Source organism: Pantoea sp. GbtcB22, from assembly GCF_019091025.1.
GTDB lineage: Bacteria > Pseudomonadota > Gammaproteobacteria > Enterobacterales > Enterobacteriaceae > Pantoea > Pantoea leporis.
Map to the genome: position 1 here is coordinate 569,773 of NZ_JAGXKB010000002.1, position 17,723 is coordinate 587,495.

21 protein-coding genes are annotated in these 17,723 nt (G+C 53.8%); 6 read left to right on the forward strand and 15 right to left on the reverse strand.

Going from position 1 to position 17,723, the window contains the following annotated elements:
* The first annotated feature begins 1 nt into the window (after nucleotide 1).
* Nucleotides 2–2,200 carry an aldehyde oxidoreductase molybdenum-binding subunit PaoC gene (paoC, locus tag KVT28_RS10450; protein WP_217548228.1) on the forward strand — a complete coding sequence of 733 codons (2,199 nt, stop codon included), beginning with the start codon at nucleotides 2–4 and terminating at the stop codon, nucleotides 2,198–2,200.
* A gap of 17 nt (nucleotides 2,201–2,217) precedes the next feature.
* The gene (locus KVT28_RS10455; RefSeq protein WP_217548231.1) at nucleotides 2,218–3,141 is read left to right on the forward strand and encodes an XdhC family protein; all 924 of its coding nucleotides are present in this window, start codon (nucleotides 2,218–2,220) and stop codon (nucleotides 3,139–3,141) included.
* On the opposite strand, the gene KVT28_RS10460 is transcribed toward KVT28_RS10455, so the two are convergent.
* Nucleotides 3,128–3,703 carry an NTP transferase domain-containing protein gene (locus tag KVT28_RS10460; protein WP_217548233.1) on the reverse strand — a complete coding sequence of 192 codons (576 nt, stop codon included), beginning with the start codon at nucleotides 3,701–3,703 and terminating at the stop codon, nucleotides 3,128–3,130. The two genes, KVT28_RS10455 and KVT28_RS10460, sit on opposite strands and share 14 nt — an antisense overlap.
* Nucleotides 3,704–3,886: 183 nt before the next feature.
* Between KVT28_RS10460 and KVT28_RS10465 the strand changes: the two genes are divergently transcribed.
* Nucleotides 3,887–4,369 (forward strand): MarR family winged helix-turn-helix transcriptional regulator, encoded by a 483-nt coding sequence (locus KVT28_RS10465; RefSeq protein ID WP_217548235.1) that lies wholly within the window; start codon nucleotides 3,887–3,889, stop codon nucleotides 4,367–4,369.
* An 81-nt stretch (nucleotides 4,370–4,450) separates the two neighbouring features.
* The gene (locus tag KVT28_RS10470; RefSeq protein WP_192234868.1) at nucleotides 4,451–4,657 is read left to right on the forward strand and encodes a hypothetical protein; all 207 of its coding nucleotides are present in this window, start codon (nucleotides 4,451–4,453) and stop codon (nucleotides 4,655–4,657) included.
* On the opposite strand, the gene KVT28_RS10475 is transcribed toward KVT28_RS10470, so the two are convergent.
* On the reverse strand, nucleotides 4,658–4,930 hold the full coding sequence (locus tag KVT28_RS10475; protein ID WP_110866893.1) for a hypothetical protein: 273 nt from the start codon (nucleotides 4,928–4,930) through the stop codon (nucleotides 4,658–4,660).
* Between the two features lie 362 nt (nucleotides 4,931–5,292).
* Between KVT28_RS10475 and KVT28_RS10480 the strand changes: the two genes are divergently transcribed.
* The gene (locus KVT28_RS10480; protein WP_217548238.1) at nucleotides 5,293–5,505 is read left to right on the forward strand and encodes a hypothetical protein; all 213 of its coding nucleotides are present in this window, start codon (nucleotides 5,293–5,295) and stop codon (nucleotides 5,503–5,505) included.
* Between the two features lie 255 nt (nucleotides 5,506–5,760).
* Nucleotides 5,761–5,982, forward strand: a complete 222-nt coding sequence (locus tag KVT28_RS10485; protein ID WP_101761506.1) for a hypothetical protein — start codon at nucleotides 5,761–5,763, stop codon at nucleotides 5,980–5,982.
* A gap of 41 nt (nucleotides 5,983–6,023) precedes the next feature.
* Here KVT28_RS10485 and KVT28_RS10490 read toward each other — a convergent pair whose 3' ends face one another.
* From KVT28_RS10490 to KVT28_RS10550, 13 genes are all read right to left on the reverse strand, one after another.
* Complete coding sequence (locus tag KVT28_RS10490; RefSeq protein WP_217548240.1) at nucleotides 6,024–7,091, reverse strand: ABC transporter ATP-binding protein; 1,068 nt, start codon at nucleotides 7,089–7,091, stop codon at nucleotides 6,024–6,026.
* A gap of 3 nt (nucleotides 7,092–7,094) precedes the next feature.
* A complete protein-coding gene (locus tag KVT28_RS10495) occupies nucleotides 7,095–7,919 on the reverse strand; it encodes a carbohydrate ABC transporter permease (protein ID WP_217548242.1) in 825 nt (274 codons plus the stop codon).
* Nucleotides 7,920–7,928: 9 nt separating this feature from the next.
* Nucleotides 7,929–8,849, reverse strand: a complete 921-nt coding sequence (locus tag KVT28_RS10500) for a carbohydrate ABC transporter permease (RefSeq protein ID WP_217548245.1) — start codon at nucleotides 8,847–8,849, stop codon at nucleotides 7,929–7,931.
* 24 nt (nucleotides 8,850–8,873) lie between these two features.
* Entirely contained in the window at nucleotides 8,874–10,145 is a 1,272-nt protein-coding gene (locus tag KVT28_RS10505) for a sugar ABC transporter substrate-binding protein (RefSeq protein ID WP_217548247.1), read from the reverse strand.
* A gap of 20 nt (nucleotides 10,146–10,165) precedes the next feature.
* Nucleotides 10,166–11,332: a PLP-dependent transferase gene (locus tag KVT28_RS10510; protein WP_217548249.1), complete on the reverse strand. Its 1,167-nt coding sequence runs from the start codon at nucleotides 11,330–11,332 to the stop codon at nucleotides 10,166–10,168.
* Nucleotides 11,319–12,029: a FadR/GntR family transcriptional regulator gene (locus KVT28_RS10515; protein ID WP_217548251.1), complete on the reverse strand. Its 711-nt coding sequence runs from the start codon at nucleotides 12,027–12,029 to the stop codon at nucleotides 11,319–11,321. Before KVT28_RS10515 ends, KVT28_RS10510 begins: the two co-directional genes overlap by 14 nt.
* Nucleotides 12,030–12,243: 214 nt before the next feature.
* Nucleotides 12,244–12,708 carry a nucleoside deaminase gene (locus KVT28_RS10520; RefSeq protein WP_217548254.1) on the reverse strand — a complete coding sequence of 155 codons (465 nt, stop codon included), beginning with the start codon at nucleotides 12,706–12,708 and terminating at the stop codon, nucleotides 12,244–12,246.
* 209 nt (nucleotides 12,709–12,917) lie between these two features.
* Nucleotides 12,918–13,259 carry a hypothetical protein gene (locus KVT28_RS10525; protein ID WP_137387380.1) on the reverse strand — a complete coding sequence of 114 codons (342 nt, stop codon included), beginning with the start codon at nucleotides 13,257–13,259 and terminating at the stop codon, nucleotides 12,918–12,920.
* 158 nt (nucleotides 13,260–13,417) lie between these two features.
* Complete coding sequence (locus KVT28_RS10530; RefSeq protein ID WP_101761515.1) at nucleotides 13,418–13,678, reverse strand: biofilm/acid-resistance regulator YmgB/AriR; 261 nt, start codon at nucleotides 13,676–13,678, stop codon at nucleotides 13,418–13,420.
* Nucleotides 13,679–14,120: 442 nt separating this feature from the next.
* A complete protein-coding gene (gene celB / locus KVT28_RS10535) occupies nucleotides 14,121–15,473 on the reverse strand; it encodes a PTS cellobiose transporter subunit IIC (RefSeq protein WP_137387379.1) in 1,353 nt (450 codons plus the stop codon).
* A gap of 31 nt (nucleotides 15,474–15,504) precedes the next feature.
* A complete protein-coding gene (locus KVT28_RS10540) occupies nucleotides 15,505–16,818 on the reverse strand; it encodes a 6-phospho-beta-glucosidase (protein ID WP_217548256.1) in 1,314 nt (437 codons plus the stop codon).
* Nucleotides 16,811–17,152, reverse strand: coding sequence for a PTS lactose/cellobiose transporter subunit IIA (locus KVT28_RS10545; RefSeq protein WP_110866883.1), 342 nt, complete (start codon nucleotides 17,150–17,152; stop codon nucleotides 16,811–16,813). Before KVT28_RS10545 ends, KVT28_RS10540 begins: the two co-directional genes overlap by 8 nt.
* Nucleotides 17,153–17,211: 59 nt before the next feature.
* Nucleotides 17,212–17,520, reverse strand: a complete 309-nt coding sequence (locus KVT28_RS10550) for a PTS sugar transporter subunit IIB (RefSeq protein WP_101761519.1) — start codon at nucleotides 17,518–17,520, stop codon at nucleotides 17,212–17,214.
* Between the last annotated feature and the right edge of the window lie 203 nt (nucleotides 17,521–17,723).

Below are 17,723 nucleotides of genomic sequence, written 5' to 3' on the forward strand. Positions count from 1 at the left end.
GATGAAATTCGAAAAATCCGCAGGCAATAACCCAATTGATCAGCTTAAGGTAGTTGGTAAGCCACTCAATCGTATCGACGGACCGCTGAAAACCTCCGGCCTGGCGCATTACGCGTACGAATGGCATCAAGAAGCGCCCGATGCGGCGTACGGCTATGTGGTCGGCGCGCCGATCGCCAAAGGAAAAATCACCGCCATTGATGTGCAGGCAGCGCAAAATGCGCCGGGCGTGTTAGCGGTGGTAACGGCTAACAACGCGGGAAAACTGGGCAAAGGCGATAAAAATACCGCTCGCCTGTTGGCCGGCGACACCATCGAACACTATCACCAGGCCGTCGCACTGGTCGTGGCGGAGACGTTTGAGCAGGCGCGTGCTGCGGCCAGTTTAGTGAAGGTGGATTATCAGCGTGAGCGCGGCGCTTATGATCTCGCGCAGCAAAAGCCGGGCGTTACCTCCGCGCCCGAAGATACGCCAGATAAGTCCGTGGGTGATTTCGCCGGTGCGTTTACTGCAGCTGACGTCAAGCTGGATGCGCACTACACCACGCCTGACCAAAGCCACACCGCGATGGAACCGCACGCCTCGATGGCGACATGGCAAGGCGATAAACTCACCGTCTGGACCTCGAATCAGATGATCGACTGGTGCCGCACCGATCTGGCCGCCACGCTCAACATGCCGATGGAGAAGATCCGCATCGTGTCGCCTTATATTGGCGGCGGCTTTGGCGGCAAGCTGTTCCTGCGCAGCGATGCGGTATTAGCGGCGTTGGGTGCGCGCGCGGTAAAGCGTCCGGTCAAAGTGATGCTGCCTCGGCCATTAATCGCCAATAACACCACACATCGACCGGCCACCATTCAGCACATCCGCATCGGCACCGATAAAGCCGGCAAGATTCAGGCCATCGCGCATGAAAGCTGGTCGGGGAACCTGCCGGGAGGCACACCTGAAACTGCCGTGCAGCAAACGGAACTGCTTTACGCCGGTGCTAACCGCTTTACCGGATTACGACTGGCGACGCTGGATCTGCCCGAAGGTAACGCCATGCGCGCACCGGGTGAAGCGCCTGGACTCATGGCGCTTGAAATTGCCATTGATGAAATAGCGGAAAAAGTGGGCATTGATCCGATCGCCTTCCGCATCCTCAATGACACGCAGGTCGATCCGGCCAAACCCGAGCGCCCTTTTTCACGCCGCCAGCTGGTTGAGTGCCTGAATACCGGCGCCGAGCGCTTTGGCTGGTCACGACGCAACGCCAAACCGGCAATGGTCAAAGAGGGACGTTGGCTGGTCGGCATGGGTGTTGCGGCCGGTTTTCGTAACAACATGGTGGCGCCTTCCGGTGCGCGTGTGCATCTCGACAATAAAGGCATCATCACCGTTGAAACCGACATGACCGACATCGGCACCGGCAGCTACACCATCCTCGCGCAAACGGCGGCGGAGATGATGGGCGTGCCAATTGAGCGTGTGGCGGTTCATTTAGGCGATTCAGACTTCCCGGTTTCTGCCGGTTCCGGCGGACAATGGGGCGCGAACACCTCAACTTCCGGTGTTTACGCCGCCTGCGTGAAATTGCGTGAAGCGGTCGCCAGCAAACTGGGCTTTGATGCGCAACGCGCTACCTTCAGCGACGGTCAGGTGCATGACGGAAACCAGAGCGCGCCGCTCGCCCAGGCCGCAGCTGAAGCCACCATCACCGTGGAAGACACCATCGAGTTTGGCGATCTTGACGAGCAATATCAGCAATCCACTTTCGCCGGACACTTCATTGAAGTCGGCGTGGACGTCGCTACCGGTGAAGTGCGCGTGCGGCGCATGCTGGCGGTTTGTGCCGCCGGACGCATTCTCAATCCCAAAACGGCGCGCAGTCAGGTGATTGGTGCCATGACGATGGGACTTGGCGGCGCGTTGATGGAGGAGCTGTTCGTCGATGAACGCCTCGGTTATTTCGTCAACCACGATATGGCGGGCTACGAAGTGCCGGTTCACGCCGATATACCGCAGCAGGAGGTGATCTTCCTTGATGACACCGATCCCATCTCCTCACCGATGAAAGCAAAGGGCGTGGGTGAACTGGGTTTGTGCGGCGTCAGCGCGGCAATCGTCAATGCCATTTACAACGCCACCGGCGTACGCGTACGCGACTATCCGGTGACGCTGGATAAGTTACTTAAAGGCTTGCCTGCCCTTGTCTAAAGCTGAGGAGAAGCGCATTGCAGCAGCTACTGATTGATGACGATCTGCAACCGCAGATCAAGCCGCAGCAGGCTTTGCAGACCGATGACATTGAAAGCATCCTGCGCTTCGCGCTTGAAGCAATGGAAGCAGATTCCGCTGTCGTGCTGGTCACGCTGGTTGAGATTCGCGGTGGCGCGGCGCGGGCATTGGGTGCGCAGATGGTGGTGCGGGAAGATGGCCGCTATTGCGGCTATGTTTCCGGCGGCTGCGTGGAAGCGGCGGCGGCTTATGAAGCGTTGCAAGTTATCGCCACTGGCAAAGATCGCTTTGTGAGATATGGCGAAGGATCGCCTTATCTGGATATTGTGCTGCCCTGTGGCGGCGGCATCACGCTGGCTTTCCATCAGCTACGTGACGCGCAACCGCTGAGAAGCGTGCTGGATTTGCTGGCAAAGCGTCAACCCGCAGCGCTACGCTATCTGCCGACGTTTCAGCGGCTGGCGAGCGCTGCTTGCACTGAGATAACCGGCTGGCAGGAGGATGCCTATGTCACCGGCTATCTGCCTAAAACACGCGTGGCGGTATATGGACGTTCAGTCGAAGCGTTGGCGACGGCGTCGATTGCGCAGGCCGCTGGTTACGAGGTGCTTTCTGGCGAGGATGTGCAGGCGCAGGCCGTTGATCACTTTACGGCGGTGATTTTGCTGTATCACGATCTCGATCGCGAACTCCCAGTGCTTCTGGCAGCGCTGCGTTCTGCACCCTTCTATATCGGAGCATTGGGAAGTCGGCGCACGCATGCAACGCGCATTGAGAAACTGCTGTCGCTAGGGTTTAGTGAGAAAGAGATTGCGCGCATCAAAGCGCCGATAGGCATCTTTGCCCAGGCGCGCGATGCGCGCACGCTAGCGCTATCAATTGTCGCGGATGTCGCGGCGGCTCGGCTCAACGTGGTTTAGCCACCACATCGAGATCGCGCTGTACAGCAGCGTCCGCTTCAAAGGTGACCAGTAAGCGCGGTTCCAGCAGCGCTCTGGCACCTTCATCGCCCTGCAAATTGCGTAACGCCTCAGCGTAGCATCCAGCAAACCCGACCGGATGGCCGGGTTTGCCTTTATAGGTAAGACGCACCTGCGCCGCGCCCTTTTCTAACGCCTCTTTTACTTGCCGATAATGATCCACCGTTAGCCACGGCATATCTCCCAGCGTAATGATCCATCCGTTCAAGTGAGCGGTCATCGCCACACCCGCCGCAATGGATTCGCCGCTGCCGCCACTTTCACACAGCACAAGCTGCACGCCTGCCTTTACTGCATGCTGACGCACCGCCAGATAGTCGGGACGCGTCACCAGCGCCACCGGCAAGCCACTCAGCTTTGCCTGTTCGATCACCGTTTCAATTACCGCCGGCGCATCGTCGCCCATGCTGGCCAGCAACTTATTGCCGCTGCCGCCGCTGGCGATATAACGCGAACCTTTACCTGCCGCGAGGATGAGAATGCCGGGCGTTGCTAAATCCATAGAAGTTTTAAACCTTGCGTTACCATCGATTGTTAATGAAATTATAGCTAATCCTATGATTTACAATAGATATTAACAAAAAATAGCCAATCCAAATTAGATTGACTTCAATCTAATTTATGTCAATATATTCACGTTTTTCAGTCTCAACGACTGCAACTCTGCCTTAAAAATAGTGGTGATATGAAAGAGTTAAACGATGAAGTTTGCTGTGTAGGTCCTGAGAGTGAAGCGCCGGTGACTGTCGACCAGTTTCTCTGCTTCGCGCTCTATTCCGCGTCCCTTGCGATGACTAAACTTTATCAGTCGCGACTGAAACCACTGGGTTTGACCTATCCGCAGTATCTGGTGCTGCTGGCGCTGTGGGAAAAAGACCATGTCACCGTTTCAGAATTGGGCGCGCGCGTGCAGCTGGATTCTGGCACGCTCAGCCAGCTTTTAAAGCGACTGGAGCAGGCTGGCATTATCAGTAGAAAACGAGATGTCGGTGGCGATGAGCGCAGAGTGTTGATCTCCGTCACTGAGCAGGGACAAGAATTAAAGACCGCGGCGGCCGGCGTTCCGGCTGACATGGTGTCAGTGATGGATACGCCTTATGAAGAACTGGCCGATCTCACTGCACGTGTAACCACGCTGCGCCAGAAACTGATCAATGCCCTGCCCTAAGGGCGCGAAATAATACATTCCTATGAATGCTTTGGAGCAAGCTGAAAAATGTTAATTAGCAAAGGAATTAAGGAGAAGGTGATGTCAGACGAGAAAGCGGAAAATATGGATGACATTCATGCTGTCATTGGTCACGCCGTGTCATGCCTGCTTAAATCCGATCAACCTTTGCAACTTGACCACATTACTGCGCTATTGAAGCAGCATGAAGAAGCGGCGCCCGTTCAGCTCAAGCAGGATTATGTCAACGCGATGAGTAAGATTGCGGAAAAGTGTTTAGCGTCGTAATCAGTGCTTTTTCTGATTCGGGATATTAGCATGCTTCTCACTACTGAAATCTTGTCCGTCGCGTTGCGTGCTGGTCCTGACGCTATGATTTCTGACATCCGCCAGTGCGCGTTGGCAGGCAACTCGCCTGTAGCTTTCCTCTTCTGTTTCCGCCATCTCTTCAAGTTTGGCTATCAGCGCCGCAGAGGATACTGCAACCTGGTCTTCTAAAAGAGCAAGCAGCGCCTCACCAATCATTCGGTCCTTCATCTGTTCATCATAACTGCTGGTCATTTAATTCTCTGTGTAGTCATATTTACTCAAGCTTAAGAGTTATTAAACAATGGCGTTGTTATCTTGAGAAAATCAACGTGCGTCAGTCAGGTTAAGAGAAAACAATTGTTTTGTAAAATCCAATCTAATTCAGCAGCGCTATCAGCAAGTCCTGCCGCATAAAAAATGATCGCCACGGCGCGATGACATTCCCCGATAAAAACAAGCTCATCCAACTTGATTAAAGATAAGAAAAGTCTTAGTGGTCTCGCGTACGTTTTCATGGCGAAAAATCACCACGGGAAATAATTAGTATGAAAGCCGCAAACCCTGCTTTTATCACCTCACTTTGCTTTACTGTTATCGGTTAGGATGCAGCGAAATTGAAAATCTATCAGTTCAGAAAATTCACTTTTAATGTGAAGAATCATGAAGTCACCTGCGACGGCAAGATGATGGCGGAGATAGCCACCACCGACTCTGCGCGTGTTATGCAAGGCGATGGATTAACCCTTATTTTCTATCACTATTTTCCGGAAAAAGCGGCGGTGATGAAGGATGGCCAGTTTGTCGATTGGGCCAGACTGAAACGTTAACGATAATGCGGGCAGCAAGGAGGCTGCACTCTCTTCTACAGGCGTGATAAACACTCGCCAGCGCATTCCATTCGTCTGTGACTTTTATCAATGATTAATAATGTTAAATAAGCCGATTAAAAAGCGTTCACTAAACCGCTTTAGGGTATTACGCTAAAATATCTTTGTTTACAGTTTATAACGGTAGGATTTATTCCACTTACTACACTGGAAGCGTGTATTTACACGCTATTAACTTTATAAGGAATAAATCCAGTGCGTAAATTTTCTCTGATTGTATTAACTGCGGGCGTGCTGCTGTCGGTCACTTCTCAGGTCGAAGCGAAGGGCTGCATCAAAGGAGCGGTTGTCGGCGGCGTGGCGGGCCACGTGGCGCATCACGGCGTTGCGGGTGCAGCAGCGGGTTGTGCGGTTGGTCACCATATGGCGAACAAAAAGCAGAAAGAAGCGGACAGCAAACAGCAGCAGTCTAAGTAATTCCCTGAGCTGCCTGTGCAAACAGGCAGCTGTAACACGCGTTATAAACGTTTTTGCGAATCCGCATCAAACAGCATCGCGCGATCCGCATCAATGGTCACAGGCAGAATATCCCCCGCCTGTGCGCCAGAACGTTGCGTGGTGAATAGCATGATGTCATGCCCCAACAGCGATCCATGAATCAGCTCGGATAATCCCGTCGGCTCCACCAGCGACACTTCTAACGGCAGCGCATTCATCGCGCCCGCTTCGGCAATCGCCACATTCTCTGGTCGGATACCGTAAATTACCGCTCGCCCAGCCTGATGCTGCGACCAATGCTGATTCAACGGCAGCTGTGCGCTATCGCCAATATGCACGCCCTGCGCGGTCATCATGCCATTGATGAAGTTCATTGATGGCGAGCCAATAAAGCTGGCGACAAACTTGTTCGCCGGTGTGTCATACAGCTCGAGCGGCGTACCGACCTGCTGAATCACGCCGTTGTTCAGCACCACAATGCGATCCGCCAGCGTCATGGCTTCAACCTGATCGTGCGTCACGTACACAATGGTGTTGTTCATCTGCTGATGCAGCTTTTTGATTTCGACGCGCATCTGACCGCGCAACTGTGCATCCAGGTTCGACAGCGGTTCATCAAACAGAAACACCTGCGGCTGACGCACGATGGCGCGTCCCATGGCCACACGCTGGCGCTGACCGCCGGATAACTCTTTGGGTCGGCGATCAAGCAAATGCGTCAGGCTGAGAATTTCCGCCGCACGCCTCACCTTCTCTTCAATTTCCGCACGCGGACGCTTCTGGATTTCCAGGCTGAAGCCCATATTGCGCGCCACCGTTAGATGCGGATAGAGCGCGTAGCTTTGAAACACCATCGAGATATCGCGATCTTTGGGTGCCACATCGTTCATCAGCTGGTTGCCGATACGAATATCGCCGCCGGTCGCCAGCTCCAGTCCGGCGATGGTGCGCAGCAGCGTCGATTTGCCACAGCCGGAAGGTCCCACCAGTACCACGAATTCGCCGTCTTTGATGGTGAGGTTAATATCGCGCAGCACCTCAACGTTGCCATAGCGCTTGTCGATCTGTTTGAGCGTGATTTCAGCCATGATTTACCCCTTAACCGCACCGGCGGTGAGTCCCTGAACCAAATAGCGTTGAATAAAGGCGAAGAACAGACAGGCCGGGATCAGCGCCAGCACCACCGCCGCCATCATCTCGCCCCAGGAAACGGCAAACTTCGACACGAAGCTGAGCAGCCCAACCGGGAAGGTCATCACTTCGTTTTTGTTGATCAGCATCAGCGAGAACAGCAGCTCGCTCCACGCTGCGGTAAACACAAAACCCAATGTGGCCGCCATGCCCGGCAAGGTCAGCGGCATCAGCACGCGATACAGCGCCTGAAAACGCGTGCAGCCTTCCAGCATCGCCGACTCCTCCAGATCTTTGGGAATCGCATCAAAGAAGGATTGCATCAAAAAGGTGGCAAACGGCACGTTGAACGCGGTGTAGATCAGAATCAGCCCCAGCAAGCTGTTGGTCAGGCCCAGCGGCGCCATCACCTTGTAAATCGGCGCGATGATCATCACCAGCGGAAACATCTGCGTGAACAGCAGCAGCCCGGCGATCAGCACTTTGCCGCGAAACTGAAAGCGCGAAAAGGCATAGCCGGGCGCAGCGGCAATCAACGTGGTAAGAAACGCGGTGCTAAACGAGACCATCAGGCTGTTGGTAAAAAAGGTCGGGAAATCACTGTCGGTCAGCACTTTTTTGAAATGACCAAAGGTCACGCCGCTCGGCAATAACGTTACGCCCTGACTAAACAACAGTTGGTCCGGCGTCAGCGAGATTTTGATGATCCAGTACAGCGGAAACAGCGCGAACAGCAGATACGCCGCAATACTCAGGCGATGGCCAATCAGCGGTAAGAGTCGCATCGTCGCCTCCTATTTCAGCAGCTGATGACGGATGCGCAGCAACACCAGCGCATAACAGGTCATCAGCAGTAACAGAAACACCGCCATCGCTGAGGCATAGCCAAAGTCGAGCTTGCGATAGGCGGTGGTGAAGATGTAGCTGGAGAGAATCGAGGTCGATCCCGCCGGACCGCCATCGGTCATCACCACAATGAGATCGGCAAAATTGGCGATCCAGATGGTGCGCAGCATCACGGTGATAGCGATCATCGGTGCCAGAAACGGCAGCGTGACGCGACGAAACTGCTGCCAGCCGCTGGCACCGTCAATCGAGGCCGCTTCGTACAGGTCTTTGGGAATCGACTGCAGCGCCGCCAGCAGCGTGATGGCAAAGAACGGAATGCCAAACCAGACGTTGGCAATCACCGGTCCCCACATAGCCAACTGCGGATCGGACAGAATGTTGTACGGCTCACTCAGCACGCCCAAATCGCTCAGCCACTGCGGCAGCGGCCCGACGACCGGATTGAACAACCATGACCAGGTCAAGCCAGAGAGAAATGCCGGGACCGCCCACGGCAAGAACACCAGCGCCTGTACCCAACGGCGAAAACGGAACTCGCGATTGAGCAGCAGCGCCAGTGCCAACCCGAAGAAGAACTGCAGCAGCAGCGAGCTGAGCGTCCAGTTTAGCGTGTGGCCCAGCGCTTTGAAAAAGCGCCGGTCATCAAACATCTCGCTGAAGTTATCCAAGCCGACCCAACCGGTCTCCAGCGGATTCAGCAGGTTAATGCTCTGAAACGCATAGGAGATGCCGATCGCCATCGGCACAAAGATGAACAAAGCGATCAGCAACAGGCCAGGCGAGAGATACCACCACGGCTCAGCCAGCCGACTCCAGCGGAGGCGGCGGCGCGCCGGACTGTTGGGCAGAGAAGCATCAAGCATCATAATCACACTCCGCGTGGTTAAAGGTTACTGCGTAGCAAGCCAGGCTTTCTGCTCTTTGCTGAGATAGTTCGCCCAATCTTTCACCATGCTTTCGGTATCGTTCTCACCCAGCAAGGTTTCCTGGCTGCTCTCTTTCACAATCACCGAGTTGAAATAGCCCCAGCCTTTGAGATGGGTTGGCATGGTGAGTGGCACATAGTTAGGATCGTTCAGCTCTTTGAACCAGCCGGCGAACTGCGGCGTTTGGTAAAACGGGTCTTGCTCGGCACCTTTGTAAATCGGCAGCGTGCCGACGAATTTTGACCATGCGAGGTTGTTGGTTTTGTCACTGAGGAAGGTAATCAGCGGCCAGGCGAGATCCTTCTGTTTACCCTGCTTGAACATCGACCAGCCGGTATAGCCAATGGTCGGGAAAGCTTTGCCTGACGGGCCAACCGGCATCGGAGCCACAGCGAAATCATCGGCCGCCATGCTGTTTTTAATGGCGATCAGCGCGTCGGGATCCTGATCGAGCATTGCGCATTTACCTGAATAGAAGCCCGAAACGATCTCATTGAAGCCCCAGTTAACGCTGTCTTTCGAGGCGCCGCCCTTTTGATACATATCCACCAGCAGCTGCGCGCCTTTCATCGCACCCGGCTCGGTCAGCGTGCTGTTACCTTGTTTATCGAAGAACTCCGGCGAACCGTTCATCGCCGCCATAAACATCATCCAGGCGTTGGTGCCGCCCACGCCACCGCGCATGCAGTAGCCGCTGATGCCATTCCCCAATTTGCTGATGCGCTGGGCATCGCTGGCGAATTCCTCCATGGTTTTGGGCGGTGCACTCAATCCTGCCTGCTGGAACAGCTTTTTATTCCAGAACAGCGCGCGCAGATAAAAGCCATACGGCACCATGGTGGCTCTGCCGTTGGCGGCGCGCGCCATGGCCAGCGTTTTATCGGTGAGCTGTGGCGTGGCATCCCAGCTTTTCAGGCGCGGCTCGAGGTCTTCCAGCATATTGTTACTGGCATACAATCCTTGCCAGGTATCCGGCATTTCCACCACATCCGGCACCTGACCGCTCTGCAGCATGGTGCCGAGCTTTTCAAACGCCTGGCCCCACGGCAGTGAAATCAGTTCAATCTCCGTGCCGGGATGCTGGGTTTTATACTCATCGAGCATTTTTTGCAGCAGCGCGGTGCGCGGCGGGCTGGTAATCACTTCTACTACGGTAAGCTTGGCGGCGAGGCTGCTCATCGCTGCACTCAAACCCACGGCTAACACTAATGCTTTCACGGCAAAACGTTGCGTCATGACTTTTCTCCAGTGAGTGATTACGCGCGATTCGCGCTGGCAAGGGCTTGCTGCAAATCGGCCCACAAATCGTTGGTCTCTTCAAGGCCGACCGAGATGCGGATCAGGCGTGGCGAGACGCCGAAATCCACCGCCGAGTTAAATTCACTGGCCTGGTTGATCACCGAAATCGCCGGCATCACCAGACTCTCAAATCCGCCCCAGCTCACGCCCATGTGGAACAGCTCCAGCGCGTTGCACAGCTGTGGAATATCCACCTGCTCCGCCACTTCAAAGGCAAACAGACCGCTGTAGCCGCGCAAGGTGGACCACGACTGCGATTTCAGCCCCGGATGGCAGACGTCCGTTACCAGCGGATGCTCCGCCAGTTTCTCAGCAATAGTCAGCGCGCTTTGGTGATGGTGTTTCATGCGCAGCGGCAGCGTGCGCAGGCCGCGCATCAGCAGTGACGCTTCATGCGCCGAAAGTTTGCCGCCAAGGTAAGGACTGATGTGACGCGTAATGTTGTTGATGTGCTGCTGGCTGGCGATCACCAGACCAGCCACCACATCGCTGTGGCCACTGATATATTTCGACGCCGAGTGCACCACGATATCGATGCCGCACAGCAGCGGCTGCTGGAAAATCGGTGAAGCCCAGCTGTTATCGATCATGCTGACCACGCCCGCTTCGCGCGCCATCGCGCCGAGCTTATTCAGATTCTGTTCACTCATCACCCAGCTTGAGGGACTTTCCAGATACAGCAGGCTGGCATCCGATAAGGCCGCACCAATTGCAGCTTCGTCATCACCATCGACAAACTCGGTAACGATGCCAAAGCGCTGGCAGAAGCCGCGCAGAAAGCGATAGGTATCGGGATAAACGTGATTAACGCATACCACTTTTTTACCCGGCGCCACCACGCTGAGAATCGCATTGCTGATCGCCGCCATGCCGCTGCCAAAAGCCAGACAGGCTTCGCCGCCCTCCAGCGCCGCCATCTTGTCCTGCAGCGCTTTTACCGTCGGGTTATCGACGCGCGAATAGAGCGGCTGATCGCTCTCGCCGCGAAAGCGCGCGATCATGCTGTCGTAATCACTGAAGGTGAACAGCGAAGACTGGTAAATCGGCGTAGTGACCGCGCCCATTTCATGGCGTTGATCGTGAGTGAGCAGCGTTTGTTGCGAAATCAACTTATCGTTTGGCATTCATTACATCCTTCATGTCGCGTTCGGTGATATCGAGAATTTGATGGCAGATGGCGCGCGCTGCCGTGCAATCGCGCTGGCGGATAGCGTTAAAGAGTTCACGATGCAGCGGGAAAGAGTCTGAAAACAGCGCCTGTTCCGGCGGTGATTCAAAAAATGCATGAAATGAGTCGTAAATGCCGTTGAGCATTTGTAGCAGCAATGGATTTCCGGCAGCCCGATAGATACTGGCGTGAAATGCCCAGTCTTCCGCACCGGCAGAGCCGATCGCCAGATGCACTTTTTCCATCTCATTAAGACGTTGTTCGATTTCGATCAGATCGGCAGCCGAGGCACGTTGAGCCGCCAACGCGCAGGATTCCGACTCGATAATGCGACGCACTTCCAGCGCGTGCAGCATGTTGGCCGAGTCGTTTTTAAAGCGCAGTGATAAGAAGCTGTCGTTGACGCCCACTTCCGCCTGCAAAAAAGTCCCGCTGCCCTTTTTACGCAGAATAATGCCTAGCGCTTCCCAGCGTTTGAGTGCTTCACGCACCGTATTGCGGCTGACGCCAAGCTTCTCCGCCAGCACGCGTTCCGGCGGCAAGCGGCTGCCGGGCTGCGCACCCGACTGCGCCATATAGCGCGTTAGCGCATTGAGAATCAGCGTATCGCTGCGCGGCGTGGAAATAGGATGAAGCTCAGCCGGTATCTGCATGGCAATGCCCTAATTGGTCCAACATCTCTACCAATCGAATAGCAACGCGCGTGCCAGATTATTAATGCGCTGAATTAAATGAATTTTGTGCGGGGTTATAAGTGGACATTATGAGTTTTGCTGGTGCAAATCGAGGGGATTTGCACCAGTTGGGTACGTGGCAAGGGTGTTGATCATCTTGGGAGGGATTTAGCCGCGAGCAACTGACACGCTTTTATTTATTTAAAACCTGCCAGCGTTTATAGACGTCGAGCGCCTGCGGTCGAGGCTGATATTGCATCGGCAAGCGACGTTGTTCAATTGGCTTGCTGTATTCAGCGTAAAAGGTGTCCAGTTCAAAGTATTTACGATCGTCACGGTAATACGTCGAGTATTCTTCGCGTTTGGTGATGTATATCACCTGCTTTGGACTGCAATAATAGAGTGCACCCAGACACATTGGACAAGGGCTGGCAAGAATGTAAATGTCGCAGTCTGTGAGGTTTTCGCTGCCTGATTCACGGCAGGCTTCGCGGATGGCCAGTATTTCTGCATGAGCCGTGGGATCATTCGTCTGTGCGACCTGGTTTGCGCTCTCAGCGATTACCTTGCCGTCGCGAACAATGACTGTTGCAAATGGGCGACCGCCCTCTTCAACGTTTTTCATTGCTAAATCAATCGTGCGTTGTACAAAATCCATTCGTTCCTCGCTTGTATACATAATTAACCATGACATGTTGAGCCTGGTTCAGATTTGTATAATGCGAAAGCGATGAGCAGGCTAAACGTATACGATTTAACCGTTGAATGAGTAAAAGTTTATTTCTGATGGCGGTGATGGGCAGCACCGCCTTTAGAAGAGTAATAATCTTAATCGCAAGCTCGCATTTTAAGACTAATTACTGAGGACTACCATTGATGAGGGTTACGCAAAAATTCTGCCTGGCTCGGCAAAATTTCAAGATCGCGTTTTCCACAAAAAGCCTGCGACGGCATATTTCCTGTTAACTGCGTAATGTCACGCAGTTTCATTTCACGGTTAACTTTAGGTAACCACTCTTCGAACTGTTTCGCGTAGGAATCTGCCAAATTTTTATCATGGGTGCGCCCGACAAAAAGCTTACTTTTAGCGAGACGGGAAATGTCCGTCGCATATATTTCGTAGAGATCGCCGCACTGTACAATTTCAATTGCGGTGAAATGCATATTGGGCCAGAAACTCACTTTTGCTGAAAAATTGCTGTAATTCATAAAATATCACTTATTGTTGGATTTATCTGTGTGCCAGATTATTCTGGTCGGGCCAGTAATTATAACGCCATTTTCATGGCCTGATACTGTCAGATAAATCCTGAACTTTTAAAATTGAATCGGTTTAAAACCCACGTTCTTAATTATGGGAGATTATCTTAACTGAAAAAGCCGTCATCATCCGGCGTCTTTCCTACCACGATTTGCAGCGTATTCCGCAGGCAATCCTGGAAAATCACATCATTGGTGCTCTCAAGCTCTGCCAGCAGATAGGCAATAATACTCTTATTGGTAACAGTTTTTTTGTCTTTTATGATAGCGGTGATAATTGAGCCCAATATTTCGGCCTCAGATTTCAGCTTTACAGAACCACAATTGAAATAAGCGATAAAATCGGTACTGATATTCATTTTTTGCATGCGTTTCCCCTGGCGACGTTAGTGCCAGCACTTTATGGAGTAATAAAAAATTAATGGAATAGTCTGAAAAATGAGATCGCAAATGATCTCGTTAAGCTGGTTAAATTTAATAAAAGGGGAATATTGTTAATTTTAGAGAAAATGTCTATCAAGAGAGCCTGCTGACGTTTACATTGAGTAGCGTGGGTTTCGGGGTGAAAGAAGTTATGTCACCACTTGATCACAAAAATATACAAACACGTAATAAGAGTACAGAAGTTTCTTTTAATAAAACCGCTGTTATTTTAAGCAATTGAAATAAAATCAGCGATAACAGTCAGTTGAGTGATAGTTAGAGTCCAAAGAGAATTGTAAATTAGTCCTGTTAGGTGATTAATGCGCATTGTGGTTTATCGGTTTACAGATCACAGAAGCGCACATTGATGCGCTTCTGCCCCGGTGTTCAAGGCGTTACCGCTTCGCCGCTCACCACTTTTGCTTGCTGCAGGCTGGCCTCTTCCTCGCGGAACTTCAGACGATCCCAGACCCGGAAGAACGGATAGTAAATCACCAGTGAAATTGTCAGATTCACCACCTGCAAAACGGTGCCGGAAATATGCCCGCCGGTGGCCAGATAGCCGCTGACGAAAATCGGTGTGGTAAACGGCAGCGCAATCCCCGCTGGCGGCGCCACCAAACCGGTGCTCATCGCCGCCCACGACACAATCACCAGCACCACCGGCGTCAGGATAAAGGGCAGGAACAGATACGGGTTCATCACCAGCGGAATGCCGAACACTAATGGCTCACTGATGTTAAACAGCGCCGCCGGCGCGGCAATTTTACCGAGCTGTTTCATCTGGCGACTGCGTGAACGAATCAGCATGAAAATCACCAATCCCAGTAGCGCGCCGGTGCCGCCGGGTGCAATCCACAAATCATAAAACTGCTGGGTAAAGATGTGCGGGATCGGTTGGTTATGCTGAAACGCCTCGAGGTTTTCACTCATATTCGACAGCCAAACCGGTTGAATAAACACCAGCACAATCGCATCGCCGTGCAGTCCAAGCGTCCAGAGAATCCCAATCAGCAGCACCGAGAAAATCATGCCAGGCAAGGTGCCGCCCACGTGATGCATCGGCAAACCAATTACAGTAGCAATCAGGTTATTGATATCGCCGAACGGCGATGCTTCCACCGCCAGACGAATCACCAACACCACCGCCAGCACGCAAAAACCGGGCACCAGCGCGAGGAAGGATTTTGCCACCGCAGGCGGCACGCCCTCCGGCATCTTGATCACCAGATTACGGTTGTGCACAAAGCGGTAAATCTCGGTCGAGAGCAGCGCAACCACGATAGCCACGAACAAACCCTGGCTGCCAATCAGTGAAATCGGCAACACGCCGGTGACCAACTGCGTCGGCGCGCCTTCCACCGGGGCAAACAGCGTCTGCTGCGGAATGGTCATCACAAATGCCACTAACGCCATCGCGCCGCTGGTGAGCGGATCGAGCGTGCGATACTTCTCCGCCAGGCGGTAAGCGATGCCGAAGCTGGAGATCAGCGCCATGATGTCGTAGGTCGCGCGCACCGGATAAAGCAGTTTGTTGCGCCACGTCTCGCCAAACAGATCCGCCATTAAATGGCCCCACGCCGGAATCGGCAGATAGGCAAAGATCAGGAAGAAGCTGCCAATCAGCATAAACGGCATGTTGAGAATGATGCCGTCGCGCACGGAGAGCACATGCTTCTGACCGGCGATTTTCAGTGCGACGGGCAAGACATAACGGTCTATAAAAGTACGGTTAGACATAGGTGTTCCTCTGGCTCAGTGGCGCAACGGATTATGGCTTGGCGAACTGCGGCAGCCACGGCTTGTTTAGGGTCAGCACTTCGTCAAGCAAAGCTTCGGCGGTCGCGACATCACCGACTAACGGATTGCCGAGCAGCGCCAGCAGCGCGTGCTCACGATCGCCATGCACTGCGGCTTCGATAGTCAGGCGTTCAAACGCTTTGATCTGCTGCGTCAGGCCATTCATCAGCGGCGGCAACTCACCAAACGCCAGCGGATGCGCGCCTTGCGCATCAACCAGACAGTTCACCTCCACAACCGCGTCATCCGGCAGGCCATGAATCGCGCCATTGTTGCGACAGTTCACCACCAGATTTTTGCCGCTGTTATTGTGAATCGCGCTGATCAGCTCGACCGCCACTTCGGAGTAATACGCCCCGCCGCGGAAACTCAGCTGCTCGGGTTTGTGCGCCAGATGCGGGTCGGCATACAGCGCGAACAGTTCCGCTTCCACTTTCATCACCTGCTCCGCGCGCGTGCCTTCATGACCGTTTTGCGCTTTCTCCTGCTCTTCGGCCAGCATCTGCGGCGTTTGCCAGTAATAACGGTGATACGGGCACGGAATCGCTTTGAGCGCGCGCAAGAACTGCGGCGACCACGGCATATCTTTGATGTTGTTCATGGTGAGCGATTGGCCATCGCACAGTTGCTCGATCACCTGCGCGGTCACATCCTCGCCCCGGCACGTCACCTGATGCACCCACACCAGATGATTGAGCCCGGCGAAGCGCAGCTGCACGTCATCCCAGGGCGCGTCGAGCATGCCGGCAATCATGTGATGCATATTCACCGGCACATTGCACAGCCCGATGATTTTCGCCTTGCTATAGCGGGACACCGCCTCCGTCACAATCCCCGCCGGATTAGTGAAGTTGATGATGAAGGCATCCGGCGCCAGCTCCTCGACTTTGCGCGCTACCTTGAGCATCACCGGAATGGTGCGCAACGCTTTGGCAAAGCCGCCAACGCCCGTGGTTTCCTGGCCGAGCCGACCATATTTCAGCCCGAGGCGCTCATCCGCCGCGCGCGCGGCCAACAATCCCACACGCAGCTGCGTCAGAACAAAACGAGCACCGCGAATCGCGTCATCCAGCTCAAAATGGACGCTCACTTTTACCTGCTCCAGCCCGTTTTGCTGCAGCATGCGACGAGTAAGATCGGCGATGACATTAACCTTTTCGCGCCCTTGCTCAATATCCACCAGCGCCAGTTCCGTCACCGGCAGCTGCGCATAGCGATTGATGATCCCTTCCACCAGCTCCGGTGAATAGCTGCTGCCACCACCAATAATTGCGATCTTAAGCATCTATGCCTCCTGCCGCTGTGCGGCGGTAGAGTTCAATGATTTCGCCAGCCAAATCCTGAATCAGCATGGCGTTCATAAGATGATCCTGGGCGTGCACCAGAATCAGCGTGACCGGCAACTTACCGCTGCCTTCATCCAGACCAATCAGCGCGGTCTGCTGCTGGTGCGCAGCGCTGATGCTTTCGCCTGCCGCCGCCAGCTGTTGCTGCGCCTCGCTGAAGCGCCCTTCTCGTGCCAGTCGTAGCGCGCTGATGGCCGCGCTGCGGGCTGCGCCGGCCTGCACCAGCAACAGCATAATTTCCTCTTCAAACTCGATAGCCACGATTTCAGACATGCAGAATCCCCCACAGCACAACGCCGTGTAATGTCAGTTGGATGGGTTAAAAAGGACGTTTAAGAAGCGTGTAAGGCCAGCGCTTTATCGAGCACCTGTTCGCCACGCATCATGCCGTAATCCATCATGTCGATGACGGCGACAGATTTGCCTTGCGGCGCGGCAATGGCGCTAAGACGGGCTGCTTCGAACTGCACCTGCGGGCCAAGCAGAACCACATCGGCATCCGGCAGAATGCGTTCGAATTCCGCCACCGGCACGGCTTTAATGTCAATTTCCAGACCGCGACCTGCAGCGGCGTGCTGCATTTTGCTCACCAGCATGCTGGTTGACATGCCTGCAGCACAGCAAAGTACGATGCGCATAATTTCTTCTCCTGTGATTTGTTCCGGCCATTTAAGACCTGTCTCAGAGACGCTGTAAAGTGGCTGTGGGCAGAGGATTTTCTGATGGATGGATAATTTATTGATACAAGTCAGATGGATACGATTAAAATCGTAATGAAAATATTTTTCATGAGTGTGATCTTAACCGTAATTTAACAGTAAAAAGCCCAACAAACGGCGCTAAC

What these genes read in the sequence shown, in the direction of transcription:
- KVT28_RS10495 (WP_217548242.1), bottom strand. Translation starts at nt 7,919, where the DNA reads ATGCGACTCTTACCGCTGATTGGCCATCGCCTGAGTATTGCGGCGTAT.
- KVT28_RS10500 (WP_217548245.1), bottom strand. Translation starts at nt 8,849, where the DNA reads ATGATGCTTGATGCTTCTCTGCCCAACAGTCCGGCGCGCCGCCGCCTC.
- celB (WP_137387379.1), bottom strand. Translation starts at nt 15,473, where the DNA reads ATGTCTAACCGTACTTTTATAGACCGTTATGTCTTGCCCGTCGCACTG.
- KVT28_RS10460 (WP_217548233.1), bottom strand. Translation starts at nt 3,703, where the DNA reads ATGGATTTAGCAACGCCCGGCATTCTCATCCTCGCGGCAGGTAAAGGT.
- KVT28_RS10475 (WP_110866893.1), bottom strand. Translation starts at nt 4,930, where the DNA reads ATGACCAGCAGTTATGATGAACAGATGAAGGACCGAATGATTGGTGAG.
- KVT28_RS10520 (WP_217548254.1), bottom strand. Translation starts at nt 12,708, where the DNA reads ATGGATTTTGTACAACGCACGATTGATTTAGCAATGAAAAACGTTGAA.
- KVT28_RS10465 (WP_217548235.1), top strand. Translation starts at nt 3,887, where the DNA reads ATGAAAGAGTTAAACGATGAAGTTTGCTGTGTAGGTCCTGAGAGTGAA.
- KVT28_RS10490 (WP_217548240.1), bottom strand. Translation starts at nt 7,091, where the DNA reads ATGGCTGAAATCACGCTCAAACAGATCGACAAGCGCTATGGCAACGTT.
- KVT28_RS10530 (WP_101761515.1), bottom strand. Translation starts at nt 13,678, where the DNA reads ATGCAAAAAATGAATATCAGTACCGATTTTATCGCTTATTTCAATTGT.
- paoC (WP_217548228.1), top strand. Translation starts at nt 2, where the DNA reads ATGAAATTCGAAAAATCCGCAGGCAATAACCCAATTGATCAGCTTAAG.
- KVT28_RS10470 (WP_192234868.1), top strand. Translation starts at nt 4,451, where the DNA reads ATGTCAGACGAGAAAGCGGAAAATATGGATGACATTCATGCTGTCATT.
- KVT28_RS10525 (WP_137387380.1), bottom strand. Translation starts at nt 13,259, where the DNA reads ATGAATTACAGCAATTTTTCAGCAAAAGTGAGTTTCTGGCCCAATATG.
- KVT28_RS10505 (WP_217548247.1), bottom strand. Translation starts at nt 10,145, where the DNA reads ATGACGCAACGTTTTGCCGTGAAAGCATTAGTGTTAGCCGTGGGTTTG.
- KVT28_RS10515 (WP_217548251.1), bottom strand. Translation starts at nt 12,029, where the DNA reads ATGCAGATACCGGCTGAGCTTCATCCTATTTCCACGCCGCGCAGCGAT.
- KVT28_RS10510 (WP_217548249.1), bottom strand. Translation starts at nt 11,332, where the DNA reads ATGCCAAACGATAAGTTGATTTCGCAACAAACGCTGCTCACTCACGAT.
- KVT28_RS10540 (WP_217548256.1), bottom strand. Translation starts at nt 16,818, where the DNA reads ATGCTTAAGATCGCAATTATTGGTGGTGGCAGCAGCTATTCACCGGAG.
- KVT28_RS10545 (WP_110866883.1), bottom strand. Translation starts at nt 17,152, where the DNA reads ATGTCTGAAATCGTGGCTATCGAGTTTGAAGAGGAAATTATGCTGTTG.